Below are 14,840 nucleotides of genomic sequence, written 5' to 3'. Positions count from 1 at the left end.
CGCATAATCAGGATCTACACTATCCTGGAGGTAGGGGAAAACATTGTCAGAGAAGCACTGGCAAGATGAGATAGCTCATCACCACCTTTATTTTATTGTTTAAAGACAGTGTAGACTGGCTATTTTGAATGAAGCGTTAAAAACGAATAATTACGTGATAAACAGGAGAAAATAACGAAAACACAGGGGTGGAGAGTGGTAATAGGATAGTAAAAATTATGAATGGACAGAAACGCTGGGGGTATTGCTTCTGTCCACAGTGACAAAGCAGCGGAGCCTAGTCCTCAGTGGTCCTCGCGGTTTTGAGTGACATATAGCCGTTGGTGGTTCTGAGCAACGTGGCCAGATCATCCGCCTTGAGCGGTTTACTGAACAGGAACCCTTGCACCTCTTCGCAGGCGTATTGCTGCAGAAAAGCCAGCTGAGCCTCTTCCTCCACACCCTCTGCCGTAACGCTCAACCCCAGATTATGAGCCACGGCGATAATCGCCTGAGTGACCGAGGCATCGCCGGGGTCTGTGGTCACATGGGTAATAAAAGAGCGGTCCACTTTTAACCGGTCGATAGGAAAGCGCTTCAGATAGCTGAGACTGGAATAGCCGGTGCCAAAATCATCTATCGCCAGCTGCACACCCAGCGCTTTTAAGCGGTGCAGAGTCTCAACTGACCCTTCAACATCATCCATCAGCATGTTTTCAGTGATCTCAAGCTCCAGACAGTTAACTGGCAAGCCCGTGTCCTGCAACACCTGACTCACCAGTTTTTCCAGGTTTTGCTTGGCAAACTGACGCACGGACAGGTTAACCGCCACCCGGATGTGCGGCAGCCCGTCCAGTTGCCACTGCCGGGTTTGCCGACAGGCTTCACGCATCACCCATTCGCCAATAGGAGTAATCAGTCCGGTTTCTTCCGCGATGGGAATAAACTCAACCGGCGAGACAAAACCCAGCTGGAGGCTGTTCCAGCGCAGCAGAGCTTCAACCCCGACGATTCTACCGCTGCGCATATCAACCTGAGGCTGATAGTTAAGTGACAACTCATTCGTTTCAATGGCATGACGCAGATGACTTTCCAGTTCCAGCCGACGCTTAGCCACGACATTCATCGACTTCACAAACAGCTCATAGCCATTTTTACCCGTATGCTTTACATAATACATAGCGGCGTCGACGTTTTTCATCAGGCTGTCTACGTTTTCCCCATGATGGGGAAATATAGCGATGCCAATGCTGGGAGTAATCACCACCTCATGACCGGCAAGGTCAATTGAAAGGCCTATCGATTCGAGAACCCTGCGGGCAACATTTTCAGCATCCCGAATCTGATTAATCTCCGGTAGCAAAACGGTAAACTCATCACCGCCAAACCGGGCCACCAGTGGGACCCGGACCTGCCGATCTTTATTGTGCGTGTACAGATCAACACGGTGGTCTAAATCGGTTTGCTCAGCAGCACCCGCGTCTGAGTCATCACTGATCCGGTCGGTATAACGAACACTTTGCGTCAATCGTTGTGCCACCTCCTGCAATAACAGATCACCAATGCCGTGACCAAAGGTATCGTTAATTCGCTTAAAATTATCCAGATCAAGAAACAGTACTGCGCCAAGGCCTCCTCTGCGTTCGGCCTGATCGATTGCCAACTGCACCCGATCACAGAAGACACTGCGGTTTGACAGGCCTGTCAGGCTGTCGAATCGCGCCAGTTTCAGTACCTGATCCTGTGCCCGCTTCAGCTCAGACACATCCAGCATAGTTCCGGCAATAATCGTGGCATTGCCCTGATCATCACAAAAAACCTCAGCCTGATGCTGTACATTCTTAACATCCTGCCCGGCCAGACTGATACTGTGATTAATCCCGGACATAAAGCCGGAGTAACGACAGTTCAGCAGTTGTTTGAACCAGTGTCGTAGCTGCGGCCTTTCATTCGCAGGAACACAACGTAAAAAGGTGCGCATACCGGTCTGAGTCCGCCCCCGTTTACCACCCAGCAGTTGGTAAAACTGATCCGACCAGTAGATCTCCCCGCTTTTCAGATGCCACTCCCAGTTGCCCAGCCGGGCAATCCGCTGAGCATTACCCAGGCGCGTTTCACTCTTCTGCAACTGGCGCAACTGTTCAGTAGTATTGCTGGCACGAATCATATAATTGAGACGGTGTCCGAGCACCTTCCAGTTGAAGGGTTTTGAGACAAAATCGGTGGCTCCGGCAGCATAGGCCTGCCGGACGGAATCGATATCATCCTGGCCAGTTGCCATCAGAATCGGCACCAATTTTCCACAGGGCATACTGCGCAACTGACGACAGACATCAAAGCCGTTAAGACCCGGCATCTCCACATCCATCAGAACAATATCTGGTTGTGCCTCCTGAAAGGTCTGCAGCGCAATAACGCCATTATCCGCTAACAGAACCTCAAACCCCTCTTGTTCGAGTGAGTGGGTGGCCAGTATCCGGGCGGTGAGATCATCATCAACCACCAGCACCCGGAACGGGGTCGGCCTGTTATCATTTACGTCCGTCATGCGCGCCTTCTGTCTGTCTGATGGTCATCAATATCTGTTCGGCCTTCTGATACTCACTCTCTATCTCTTGCAACAATACTGGCGCCTGCTCCAGCACCCCATCCCGGCCAACCTTTTCCAACGCTTTACATAGCTCCGCCAGCGTCGTCGCACCAAGGTTATAACTACTGGATTTGAAACTATGTGCAGCAACTCTCAGCATCTCAGGATTCTGCTCTGACAATGCGACTGTCAAGCGACTCAGATCATCAGGGGATTTTTCCAGATAGGCATCAATAATTTTGCGCAGAAAAGCACCATTAGCATCCATCTCAATTAGCTGCGATATCACATGTTCATCGATGACCGCTTTATCGAGGGAAAACGGCCGGTCGGTATAGCTAATCGGGTGATCAGCCTCGGTGGAGGTAACACCGGTATCGTCCGTTACACTCTTCGGCAACCAGTGTTTGAGAATATGCGTAATCTGTTGTTTATCAAACGGTTTTGCCAGATAGTCATCCATCCCCGCTTGCAGACAACGCTGACGGTCATCCGCCATCGCATTCGCGGTGAGCGCGATAACCGGTAGACGGGGACGTTGCTCCGTGGCTTCCCGTTTGCGAATCTCGGTGGTCGCCTGATAGCCATCCATCTCCGGCATCTGACAATCCATCAACACCAGCTGATAGTCATTCTCGCAGATCATCTTTAACGCCTGCACTCCATTTGCGGCGAGATCAACACCTACACCTAATCCTCTGAGGGTCTGCAGTGCATACTCCTGATTTACAGGATGATCCTCTACCAGCAGTATATGCCCCTCAATACCCCCCTGGGCAGACAGGGGCTCAAGCTCAGACAGTTCCGATTCAGGCAGCAGGTCAGTTTTCGCTAGCTTCAAACCAAACCAGAAGGTGGTGCCTCGACCCGGCTCGCTGGAAAAATCTATCGACCCACCCATCATCTCAATCAGCTGTCGAGAGATCGCCAAGCCGAGCCCGGTGCCACCATAGTTTCTCGTTGTGGTGTTATCAGCCTGAGCAAAGGATTCAAAAATCATACTCTGATGTTCAGGGGAGATGCCCACACCGGTATCCGCAACCCGTAGCTGAAAAGAGATATCCTGATCGGTCTCTTCAAACACCACCGCGGTGACTTTAATTGAGCCATCCCGGGTAAATTTAATCGCATTACCGATCAGGTTGGTGAGCACCTGACGCAACCTGACAGTATCGCCTATGATAACGATGTTCAGCTCAGGGGGCAGATTACAGGTCAGAGTCAGCCCCTTCTTTTGCGCCTGAAGATTAAGAATTGCAACCTGAGTCTGAATCAGCTCGGCCAGATTCAGTGGCCGGTAATCCAGATGCAATTTCCCCGCTTCAATTTTGGAGAAATCGAGAATGTCATTGATGATCTCCAGCAAACCTTCGCCGGAATAGCGAATCATCTGTATAAAGCGTCGTTGCTCATTGGTCAGATCGGTATCCAGCACCAGATCGGTCATTCCCAGCACACCATTCATCGGCGTACGGATCTCATGACTCATGGTTGCCAGAAACTCACTTTTCGCTTTACTGGCATCAATCGCAATCTCTTTCTCTTTATGCACCTGTTGAATGGTGCACCTGATCGCCTTTTCCATAAACAGAAATGATTCTGCCAGACGGCCAATCTCATCGGGGTTTTTCCGTGCCAGCCTGAGTATTTTCTGACTCTGTTCGCCGGGACGAATAAAATCCTGATCAGGCAGTGATTTGGCATAAGATGCCAGACTATTAAGCGGTGCTGCCATGCGGAAAACAAGAATAAACGCAGCACTGATACTGGCCAGAAATATCAATCCGATAATCAGGCTCTGCTGAGCCACCACCGCCCGACCCGGTGCCGCAATCTCTTCAACCGGCACCACCACTGCGGAATACCAGTCAAACGCTTTAAAATAACTGAAGAAAATCTGTACCTGCCGCCCCCCGGTAAACGCACTCTGATGGCTGACAGAGTCGGCCCCCCGTTTATCCGCGGCAATAATCTGCTCCAGTACCCCCGCTTTATTCCAGTCGAGATCATCCGTCGAAATCGTTTCACTCAGAGTCTGTCTGGGAGGCTCAATCAGTATTTTTCGATCTCCCGTAAACAGAATTGCATAGCCAGTCTCAGCAACCTGAAGTTTATTGAAGGTCAGACGCAGCGCATCCACAATACGGTTCATCTGTTTCTGGCTCTCCTCCTCGACATCCGCAAAGCTGACAATGATCCCCATGGTCCAGCCCCAGTTTGCTAACGGAAGAAAATAGCCCATATACCGCCCGCCCTCGGGCTCACCGGGCTTGTGCCAGAAAAAGATACCGCTGTCACCCTCAGGTTTTAACTGGTCAAAACGCATCGCCTGATGTATCTGGCGTCCCTTAAGGTCTCGCAAACCCGCTATCGAGGTATCGGTAAGCTTCGAATCAGTTGACCCCACAATAACCCCATCCCCACCAAACAGGATCAGGTCACCATTATTAAACGTCACATCCGACAGCCATTGGCGAGCAATCTCTTTAGCAGCATCTTCACTGAGCAGACCCTTCGCCGAGACCCCGGCATAGCTATCCAGAACCGTCTGTCCCAGACGTGTCAACTGACGCATATCCGCTTTGATTTTACTGAGAATATCTACCTTTTCGCTGATCAGCTGCTCATACCCGGCACGGATATTCAGATCAGCCAGCTGCAGCACGTTGCGCGCAGATTTCTGCTCTGCCACCAGCATCGCCTGCCCCACATCCCGCTGGGTGAAATACATCACCCCGGCTGCAGTACACAACAGCACTGCAACAATCAGGGCGATAATTTTAAATTTGAAACTGGACAACATACTCAGTACTCAAGGTTGCTCTATTTGCCAGTAAAGCTGGTCAGCTGCGGCTAAAAGTTCTGCATTCAGGTAAAGCCCAATCTGCTCTGCCGTTTTCAGGTTAAGGGTTATCCGGTTTGCCTCTGCCGAATGATTCTCTAATGACGCAGGCTCGGCGCCCTTCAAGATACGTATTGCAACATCAGAGAGTATCTTGCCCTCATCTATAAACCCTTCGGACTGCGACAGGCTCATCAGATACCCCTGTTTCACTTCACGCTGACCATACTGTGAAAAAGTTGGAATACGATGCTGATTAGCAATCTCCACCAGCACAGGAATGGTTTCATCATTAACCCCACCCTGTGTCGTCACATAGAGCGCATCGACCCGCTCGGCGAGATCGCTGAAACAGCCAATCACCGAATCGTTAGCCTGCTCCTGATCGGTTACATCACTTTGGGTGAAGCAGCTAATCACTTTGAAGCCTCTTTCTTGAGCTAACCTCTCGATCATCTCAATTGAAGCGTAACTTCTGCCTTCAAAGCTGTCTTCATAGGCGACCCCCAGAGCTTTAAAGCGAATAAGGTCGTGAAACAGGGAGACCTGGCGCTCATAACGCTGTGGGTCCTCGGTAACATAGATATGCTCATAGGCCTCCCCCTGATCACGAATAAGACCTAAACTGCGGGGATCGTTAACAGACACCACCATGGTCGGAACAGAGTGACGATCAACGGCCATATCGACCCCCGCCCAACTGCCCATGGCTAACAGCAAGTCGACCTCTCCATGCTGATTTAACCGGGTTATAACCCGTTCATGCAACTCCACCCGATAGCCCCGGTCCCAGCCTGCGCTATAAAAACCATCCGACAGAAACTCAAGGTAATCGCTATGCGCAGTCTCTGTTAGCCAATGCCACAGATCCCAGGCGGTTGTCAGCTCATTGGGAATAGTCTGTGGAGCGATCCACCCCCGTGCCATCAACCCCTCAGCAGTGGCCTTCAGATATTGGTAATAATCATAATATTCGCCCCCCTGATAGTAGGCCACACGCCATTTCTGGCCTTGATTAAGCATAGGAGCGTCACCCAACTCGGCCCCATGAAGCGCAACCCCTGACAGTAGCAAAAGCATCCCTGCCAGCCAGGCACACAGCCTCTTCTTTCCTCGTTTAACTATCATCGCCAGTACTATGTCCTTGATATGGCTTTATTCTGCAGGAATTTCCCGGTAGACCTCATCCGCGGCACCCAGCAGCAGTAACGGCGGATTAAAACCAACGATCTCAGCCGTTTTCAGATTTACCGCCATGCGCGGTGGTTCTTCAAACAGCTGCGTCAGTTGATTAGGCAGAGCGCCGTTAAATACTTTAGCAAATGTAGATGCGTGAAATTCACCCACATAGCGGAATCCCGCCTGGGACAGACTCAGCAACAATCCTTTTTTTACCTCTTCAGAGCCGGACTGTGAAAAGGTTGGCACCCGATATTCATTGGCAATTTTGACCAACTGACCAATACTATTTCCGTTCACTCCTCCCTGCACGGTCACATAGATAGCGTCAGCCTCTGATGCCAGTTTACGAAAACAACTCACTACACTCGCCTCAGCGCGAGCAGTGTCACTAATATCACTCAGTGTGTGACAGCCAACAACTTCGAAGCCCCGCTCGCGGCTCAGTTTTTCAATTACATCCAGGGCAGCGTAACTGCGCCCATTTTTGGTGTCTTCATAAGCAACACCGAGTTTTTTGAAGTTGACGATATCATCAAAAACCCTCACCTGGCGGTCATAACGGTTAGGATCAGCCGTGGCATGAACATGGTCATACCCTGAATCGCTAACACTTTTGATTATCCCGCTGGACAGCGGATCACTGGTGGATAAAACCATTGTCGGAGTATGGTGGCGGTCATTAGACAGAGATTTACCTGCCCATGTCCCCATCGCGATCATCAGGTCGATATCTCCCTGATTGAGACGATCAATAACCGTCTCAGTTAGCTGGGCACGTGTGGTTTCGTCCCACTGCGCGGAATAGTGGGCATCTGCGACAAATTCAACATATTCACTTTGCACCCCCTGCTGCAGCCATTGCCATAACTGATCTGTCTGCTCCCCTTGCTGTGCGGGGATTTCTGTTTTTTTAATCCAGCCCAGCTGCATCAACCCTTTGACGGTTTCGACCAGTATTTTCTGATAGTCGACATACTCGCCACCCTCAAAATAACCGATTCTCCAACGCTCACCGTTATGCGTCACCGGTGCGGTTGAAAAGATCCCTTTGTCACCTGCCTGGGCTACAGGCATGATTAACAGCCAGAGCAACACCAGACCAAAATACTTAATAGATCGCATATCCTCTCCTATACGCTTACAGGAACATTATTTTTTTGTATACGCCCGTTTAAAACAGAATAACATTAACTCAGCCGTCTTAAAGCGACTTTCGCTGAAAGTAAATCCCACTGATCTATCATCAATGGCTTAAGCCAGTGGTCTCCCAATTGCCCGGTCGGCATAACATCAGCGACGGTTTCTGCCAGTGAGGCGTAATGCGCATCACGCAGATTGATATTTGCGATCAACTCAAGCTCCGCCGCGGTGATTGCACCACTGCTCAGTATCTCAACCAGCCCCGCTGGCAACAAAGTATCAGCCTCTGCAACCATAATCGCCTGCATACCCGATAGATAACTGTCGGTAACACTCGCTGAAATCTGCACTGCTAGTTCAGCCAGATCATGCTGCTGCAACACCTCAGCAACACCCGTCTGCATCTGCGGCAGATACTCTGCCTGATAATACCCCCCCAAACAGGTCACTCCCCGTGCCAGCGCGATAACCAGAAAACAGCTGAACACCGAGGGCATTAGCCGCCCATCACGCAAAGCCTGAGAAAGCGCCGTGGGCTCCAGGCTATAGTGATACTCCTCACCATTATCATCACAGCCTAATAATATTGGCTGACCCAACCGTTCACTTAACATCAGTGGAATCCGGCGAAAACGACTATCAACACCCCAGAAACCAAAGGTGCCACAAGCCGACGTTTTCAGCGGTTCGGCTGAATGCCTGTCGGCCCAACGCTGTTCCAGCAACGTCCGGCTCCAGCATCCGGAAATAGTATCCAGTCGTTGGAAGAGCGTTGTTATCAGCGGCCCGGCAAATAACACCGAGGCAAGACTGTTATCGTGCTGCAGGTCTTTAAGCAATAACCCTTCGGCCAGCTTCTCCAGCTCAATAGTCACCAGATCAGGCATAGTAGCAGAGGAGCAGAAGAGTCGAGTCCAGATACGCTGGTTTAAGATCACAGATTGGGCAGAGTAGCGCTTCTGCGACACCACATCTTCAGCCAGATATTCACTCTCCAGAAGGTTCAGCAACGTCTCAAACAGCACAGGATTCAGCGCTTTTTCCACCATTCCACGCACCCGCTTAGCCGCCTGCTGTATCATCGACCGGTCAAGCCCTTTAACCCGCGCGACCGGTTGACGCCTCAGCTTATTGGAAAACAGAGGCACCCTTAATGGCCAGTTAGCCCCATTGCTATCACAGCCATAAAGCAGAGCCCCTCGGGGATAGGTAATATTATCCAGAGGGATATTCGCACAGGAAAATACCGGGATGGTAGTCACCCCTTCAATCTGCCGTTTAGCCAGCCCAAATAGCAAGCTGCCCTGAACCGACTGGGCAAAAAAATCAACCCCATGATGGTTGGTTGTCAGTGCAACCGGATGTTGCAGAAAATCGGCGGCAGCACGTTCTGCCATCTGTTCACCCAACAGAGGAGCTATATATTCGTACATCACTTCAGCCACATCTGAGCGCGACTGATAACTCTGCTGACTGACTTCACAGATCTGCTGAAGATATTCAGACACCGAACAATCACCGGATGACGTCAACACCCTGTCAACCACCGGAACCTGTTTACGCACCGTGTTGAGCAACTGCTGAGCCATACCCATCGCTGGAGCGACCTGCCGGTTATTCATTAGAAACGGCCTTAACCTGAGAGGTCATTCGAACCTTTGGCGCCCAGGTAAGCACAGCAAACAGAACCGCTGTAATCAGATAGGCCGCACCAAACAGCATCACTCCGTATTCGATATCAGCCATGGCTATTATGCTGGCAAACAACACGGGGCCGAGCATCTGGCCGATGCGGCTGCTGGAACGGAATATCCCCATCGACTTACCCTCACCATACTCGGTGGTAACCGGCTGCTTCAGGACAAACGCGCTCTGGGAAGATAACACCAGACAGTTGGAAAGCCCCAGCAACAGAATCGCCAGAGTAACCGCCATAACCCCATCAAATACAGTGAAAACCATAAAAGCTAAACCACCCAGCAGACAGCCGAGGATGATCGGGATGCGCTTCGTTTCACTCAGATCAGCAAAACGGCCGATAGCAGGGCCAAATAGTGCGAGAATCACGCCAAACAGCATCAGCACCTGACCAATGGAGGCATCATCAACCCCAGCCCGGTTAAGGTAAACCGGACTAAAATAGTTAAGAAAACCGACCACCGCGATTGACGCGGGCATACTACTGAACAGCACCGCCGCCAATACCTGACGATCACCGAGAAACCTGATAAAGGAGGTCGCTGTGCGCGGTGTTACACTGTCTGTCTGCTGCACGTCCGGCGATTTCGGGGCAACCGGGACCGGCGTCAGCACTAACCGGCCATAGAGCATCACGCTGAACACGATAAAGGCACCCAGCAGAAATACCGGGCCATAACCAAACTGATCGGCGAGAACAGCTCCGGTGGCGGCACCACATATACTGCCGGAGTAGAGCCCGGCAAACAGATGCGCCAGCCCCCGGGATTTATTCCGATTATCCGTTTGCCGAATAACGTAACTCTGGGACGCTAACAACGTCAGACCATAACCGAACCCTAATATCCCCCGGGAGAGAATGAACTGCACGGCATCGGGTGCCAACCAGGAATAGAGACAGCCCAGCCCGGTCAGAGCAAGGCCGGTATAAAACGGAGGCTTCCAACCCTGTTTGTCCAGCCACACACCACACAACAAAATCGCAACGCCAACGCAGAAAAACTCAACCGATATCGGCAAGCCGATCAACAGGTCCGGACTGAATCCGCTAAAACTGCGGGGCAGCGCTTCCATATGCAACGGAATAAACGCCATCGACAGATCGATGCCAAACAAAAACAGGAAGATCGCTGGCCGCATCTGCTTATAACGTTCAGAACCCTGCAGCTGGTAACGGCAGCGGCTCTGTTGCAACACAGCCAGTTCCAGTGACACCAGAAACGAAATTAATATAACCGTCGCCAGATCAAACAAATTGAGGTCAACATTACCAAACCAGACATGCTGCAAACTAAGTAACAGTAGTGAAACGCTACTCAGCCCTATCATCAGCCGACTGACATCTCTACCGCTCAGAGGGTTCATATGACGGCGGTAGAGCAGCACAAGCATCAATAACAGCGTTGAGACCAGCGTCGCAGCGGCCCCCCAACCCGCTATCGATTTTAACTGGATATCAAATTCCCCGCGCTGATAGGCGGCAAACAGCAGAAAAACCGCCAGTGCCTGCACACACCACAGCTGCAGGCCGCCAGCGAACAGCCGTCTGATCGGTCCGGCATCGCTTAAATTATCCCTCATGAGGTCAGCCTTTTAAGCTCAGCCGGGTCATCCTGCTGAGCAGAGAGGTGTTCAACCACCGGATGACTGACAGATAACAACCGATAAACCCCATCAAACAGCAGCACAGGGCCACTTGCCAGCGACCACCCGCTATCAGTGCGATGTATTCGAATCTGCGCCTGTTTGTCGTGCCAACGGCAACGGTGTGGCAGAACATCAATCTCATCCAAATCCAGCTGATTTATCTGACTATAAACATAAGCGACACCCAATGCGCCGGTACCGCAGGCAAGGGTTTCCCTGTTTATTCCCCGCTCAAAACAGCGATTCTCAATCACGCGGGAGCTTTGTTGACGAGCCAGATTGACATTAATACCGGCGGGAAATAACGTTTTATAGTGGTTATTAAGGTACTGTCCGATATGCTCCACCAGCCAGGTACCAAAACTTTCACGGCGATCTTTGACTGGCCACTGGTCAGAACTGCTGAAAATGTAATCGGCCAGTTCAGGGATGGAGAAATCAATATCCGGAAAGATCACTAAATGGGGTTCACCGGTAAACACCAGATGCGCTTTGATTTTCAGTTGGGTTGCATTGCCGACATTACGCAGATCACCTGCACGAAAGCGGATAATGATCTCCGGGTAAAGGTCAATATTCGGACTGAAGGCAAGTGAGTGCCCAAACGCAGCCAGTTCAACCGGTGTTCGGCGCGGGTGTCCGAGATTAACCCAGCCGCCCTGCTGATCACTTCCCGCACCAATCTGAATAACTTTCGGGGTATGTAAGGGAATTTCCGTCAGGATAGAGGCAGAAAACACACCATGCTGATTCAAAAGATGACTGGCAACACACATTAAGCCATTACCGCAACACAAAGCTTCTTCACCATCCGGCTCAAACATGCGAAACAGATAATCTGCCTGATCGGCTTCCGGCTGCCGGTGCCAATAACCTCTTGAATCAGCAATCGACTTTAATACTTCGACACTGCAACGCTGAATAACCAGCAGGTTATCGCAGCCGACGCCAAAGCTGGTATTGGTCGCCTGAAAAGCAAACCGCGACATCTCAGCCTCGGAGAGCAGAGGTTGCTCCGTTGCATCAACAATAACAAAGTTATTACCGCATGACGTGTACTTCACAAACGGAACTAATTTCATTTCAGGTTCCCGATAGCGTTGATTAGGTATTTCAAATCCTGACCTGACCTGAGCGGGTCTGCCGGGATTACAGCTTGTGAAACACCCTGACACCGGCCGAAACGGAACAAACGTTTCTGACATAGAAGAGGTTCTACCAGGGTCAATTCAAAGATGACAAAAAAAACCAAACAAGTGTTTAAATTATTATTTGAGCAGCAATCTACCATCTGCTCACACAACAAATCAAATAATGAGATACCCAAAACGGCGACAGCATTCGGCTAACGATGCTGTCAATCGCACCATCATGGAGATGATATTCAAAATAGAACTCTGTAAACCGTTGCATTCGAAAAGCCCCGGAATGGGCTGAATGAGAGACTAACGTCAGAAGCGCTGCTGAATCCTGCGGGACAAAAGGTCAACCAGGATATTCATCATCGCAGCAATCAGAATCAGCAGCAGGGCAACATCGAAGCGGATCTCCTGGATCGCGCTATCAACATAAAAACCGATGGTTTGAATGCCCAGAATTCCGAGGATAGCGGTCTCCCGCATAATCACTTCCCAGCGATAGAGCATAAAAGATAAAAACGCCGGATAACTGCGCGGCAGAAGTTCATAAAAATAACGGTCGACACGTCTGCCAGGGGCATCCGCTCTAAGTTGTATCTCATTGCTATTACGCCCGGTCAGATAACCGATCAGGGCGCCATTATGAATGGCCAGCGCGATCACCGCAGGAAGCATAGAGGGCCCCAGCAACTGCAATAATATGTATGCCAGCAGGTATTCCGGGGTAGAACGTGCCACCACCAGTAAAATATGGCCAGGAAAACGTCCGGCAGGACCAAAACAGTGACGGCTGATCAATGGAAAAAGCAGCAGCGCACACAATCCGGTCACCACCAGCGCAATCTGTGATAACAGTAATGTATTCCAGATTCCGGGGAGCGCCTGATCAATAAAAATAGTCCCAGCCCACTCTCCCAGAGAGTGCAGTGTTGCATCATCACTGCGCAGAGGAGCCGGAATAATATCCTGGGAGAAGAAGCGCCCGACATTACCCCAGATAATCGGCATCCCCGAGCCCATAAAAAAAGGCGCTCCCAGTAAAAACAACGGCAGAGTCCAGCGTCTGAGCCAGAATTTTTTGGTCGCAATTAACAGATAAAACAGAATCATCAACGCCGCAACCTCAGGGTAATATCCCTGAGAAAAGGAGGATTCCAGATAGTATCCAAGCGTAGGCAGTCCGACGAAGCCCAAAATCGCGCTACTGCGAATACCACACTCAAGACGATATGAGGTGTAACTGACCAGATGGGGCCAGGCCTGCGGTAAACGGGTAAACAGCAACGCACTGAGAAAACCACTGCCTGCGGGCAAGGCATCGGTGGGCTGTTTTGGAGCCTGATCAAGAATCTCCGCATACATGCGGGCAAAAACACCTGCATAAGGAACCGCGATCGCCAGCAAACCCGTTAGCGGATGAAGACCAAAAAACTGCAAAAAAATCAACGCCCAGAATAGCTCATGAATCGAGCGCATCAGCGCACAGGTCGCGCGGACAAAGGTGTTATGAAACGCTAACGACAGCAGAAAGCCACACACCACCGCCAGCGCCACACCCGCAAAAGCAAAGGCCAGTGTGGCCAGCAAAGCTTCGACCACCAGGGTCGAATCCATAAGACTTGGAGAGATAAAACCCTGCAACAAGCGCCCCAGATCGGTCCAGGGATCAAGACTGGAAACCTCAAGGTCGGCAAATGGCAGACAGATCAGCGCAACCAGCACAAACCACAGGCCGGTTCGGACACCACCGGGCCAACGATAGCGTGGCGCAGACAAGGTTTTAGTAGAACTCATTCAAAGCACTGACTGTCAGCCGATCAGCTCGTTCATCCAGAACAAGCTCGCCATTCTGGATAGCGATAATTCGCTGGCCATAGCGCAATGCCCGGTCAACATCATGCAGGGTGATCACGGCGGTGGAAAAATGCTGCCCAAGCAGTGACATCACCCGATCAGCTTCCGGACCATCCAATGCAGAAACAGGCTCATCCGCAAGCAACACCGAGGCGTTCTGAAAAAGAGCCCGGGCGACGGCGACACGCTGCTGCTGGCCACCGGACAACTCCGCGACCGCAGCGAAACACTTATCGCTTAACCCTAACCGCTCAAGCAGGGGCAAAATTTCAGCGACCCGTGCTGCGGCAGGCAATACCAGGTTGCGAATATTGTGAAAAACACTGTAGCGGGATAAGCGCCCCATATAAACGTTATGGAAGACACTCAGGCTTTCAACCAGGCCCAAACCCTGCGGAATCAGAGCGCATTCGCTCCGATTCGTGGTATAGATATGATTCAGCAGGGTTGACTTACCACAGCCACTTTTGCCCAGCAGAATGAGGTGCTCGCCAGCCTGAATATCCAGACTGACAGGCCCCAAGACCTGCTGGCCACTGTAACCCAGCGAATCACTTTGTATCGCCAGTGCAGACATTAATCCAGCAAACCTACCTGTTTAGCGACCTTACGGACAGGCTCAAAGTCATCATTGGATGCCGGAATAAAGCCTGCACGGGGAAAGCTGGCCAGCAGTTCAGGATCATTCATTCCTAGCAGCCTGTCGGACTTCCATCCGACGGGTGTGATTTAAGAATACAGTCAGAGACAGGGCCATCAGGAATCATTT

Annotated in this window: 9 protein-coding genes; all 9 read right to left on the bottom strand. The window is 51.0% G+C overall.

Annotated features, from left to right (window positions below; genetic code table 11):
* Positions 1–277: 277 nt before the first annotated feature.
* The 9 genes from Q0499_RS14410 to Q0499_RS14370 all read right to left on the bottom strand — a co-directional run bounded on the left by Q0499_RS14410 (position 278) and on the right by Q0499_RS14370 (position 14,648).
* The gene (locus Q0499_RS14410; RefSeq protein ID WP_299200446.1) at positions 278–2,527 is read right to left on the bottom strand and encodes an EAL domain-containing protein; all 2,250 of its coding nucleotides are present in this window, start codon (positions 2,525–2,527) and stop codon (positions 278–280) included.
* Positions 2,511–5,372 (bottom strand): ATP-binding protein, encoded by a 2,862-nt coding sequence (locus Q0499_RS14405; protein WP_299200445.1) that lies wholly within the window; start codon positions 5,370–5,372, stop codon positions 2,511–2,513. The genes Q0499_RS14410 and Q0499_RS14405 overlap by 17 nt, the downstream gene beginning before the upstream one ends.
* Before the next feature lie 9 nt (positions 5,373–5,381).
* Positions 5,382–6,539, bottom strand: coding sequence for an ABC transporter substrate binding protein (locus Q0499_RS14400; protein ID WP_299200444.1), 1,158 nt, complete (start codon positions 6,537–6,539; stop codon positions 5,382–5,384).
* 27 nt (positions 6,540–6,566) lie between these two features.
* Positions 6,567–7,715 carry an ABC transporter substrate binding protein gene (locus tag Q0499_RS14395; RefSeq protein WP_299200442.1) on the bottom strand — a complete coding sequence of 383 codons (1,149 nt, stop codon included), beginning with the start codon at positions 7,713–7,715 and terminating at the stop codon, positions 6,567–6,569.
* Positions 7,716–7,780: 65 nt separating this feature from the next.
* A complete protein-coding gene (locus tag Q0499_RS14390) occupies positions 7,781–9,355 on the bottom strand; it encodes a hypothetical protein (RefSeq protein ID WP_299200441.1) in 1,575 nt (524 codons plus the stop codon).
* A complete protein-coding gene (locus Q0499_RS14385; RefSeq protein WP_299200440.1) occupies positions 9,348–11,012 on the bottom strand; it encodes an MFS transporter in 1,665 nt (554 codons plus the stop codon). Before Q0499_RS14385 ends, Q0499_RS14390 begins: the two co-directional genes overlap by 8 nt.
* Complete coding sequence (locus Q0499_RS14380) at positions 11,009–12,160, bottom strand: diaminopimelate epimerase (protein ID WP_299200439.1); 1,152 nt, start codon at positions 12,158–12,160, stop codon at positions 11,009–11,011. The genes Q0499_RS14385 and Q0499_RS14380 overlap by 4 nt, the downstream gene beginning before the upstream one ends.
* 369 nt (positions 12,161–12,529) lie before the next feature.
* Positions 12,530–14,011: an ABC transporter permease gene (locus Q0499_RS14375; RefSeq protein ID WP_299200438.1), complete on the bottom strand. Its 1,482-nt coding sequence runs from the start codon at positions 14,009–14,011 to the stop codon at positions 12,530–12,532.
* Positions 13,998–14,648, bottom strand: coding sequence for an ATP-binding cassette domain-containing protein (locus Q0499_RS14370; protein WP_299200437.1), 651 nt, complete (start codon positions 14,646–14,648; stop codon positions 13,998–14,000). Before Q0499_RS14370 ends, Q0499_RS14375 begins: the two co-directional genes overlap by 14 nt.
* Positions 14,649–14,840: the final 192 nt, after the last annotated feature.

Source organism: uncultured Amphritea sp., from assembly GCF_937127095.1.
Lineage (GTDB): Bacteria > Pseudomonadota > Gammaproteobacteria > Pseudomonadales > Balneatricaceae > Amphritea.
The sequence above is the reverse complement of the archived record's forward strand: the minus strand, read 5'-3'. Positions and strand labels throughout refer to the sequence as shown.

Bases quoted from the DNA above. Each gene is read 5' to 3' on its own strand.
- Q0499_RS14375 (WP_299200438.1), bottom strand. From the start codon at position 14,011: ATGAGTTCTACTAAAACCTTGTCTGCGCCACGCTATCGTTGGCCCGGT.
- Q0499_RS14390 (WP_299200441.1), bottom strand. From the start codon at position 9,355: ATGAATAACCGGCAGGTCGCTCCAGCGATGGGTATGGCTCAGCAGTTG.
- Q0499_RS14405 (WP_299200445.1), bottom strand. From the start codon at position 5,372: ATGTTGTCCAGTTTCAAATTTAAAATTATCGCCCTGATTGTTGCAGTG.
- Q0499_RS14410 (WP_299200446.1), bottom strand. From the start codon at position 2,527: ATGACGGACGTAAATGATAACAGGCCGACCCCGTTCCGGGTGCTGGTG.
- Q0499_RS14370 (WP_299200437.1), bottom strand. From the start codon at position 14,648: ATGTCTGCACTGGCGATACAAAGTGATTCGCTGGGTTACAGTGGCCAG.
- Q0499_RS14380 (WP_299200439.1), bottom strand. From the start codon at position 12,160: ATGAAATTAGTTCCGTTTGTGAAGTACACGTCATGCGGTAATAACTTT.
- Q0499_RS14395 (WP_299200442.1), bottom strand. From the start codon at position 7,715: ATGCGATCTATTAAGTATTTTGGTCTGGTGTTGCTCTGGCTGTTAATC.
- Q0499_RS14385 (WP_299200440.1), bottom strand. From the start codon at position 11,012: ATGAGGGATAATTTAAGCGATGCCGGACCGATCAGACGGCTGTTCGCT.
- Q0499_RS14400 (WP_299200444.1), bottom strand. From the start codon at position 6,539: ATGATAGTTAAACGAGGAAAGAAGAGGCTGTGTGCCTGGCTGGCAGGG.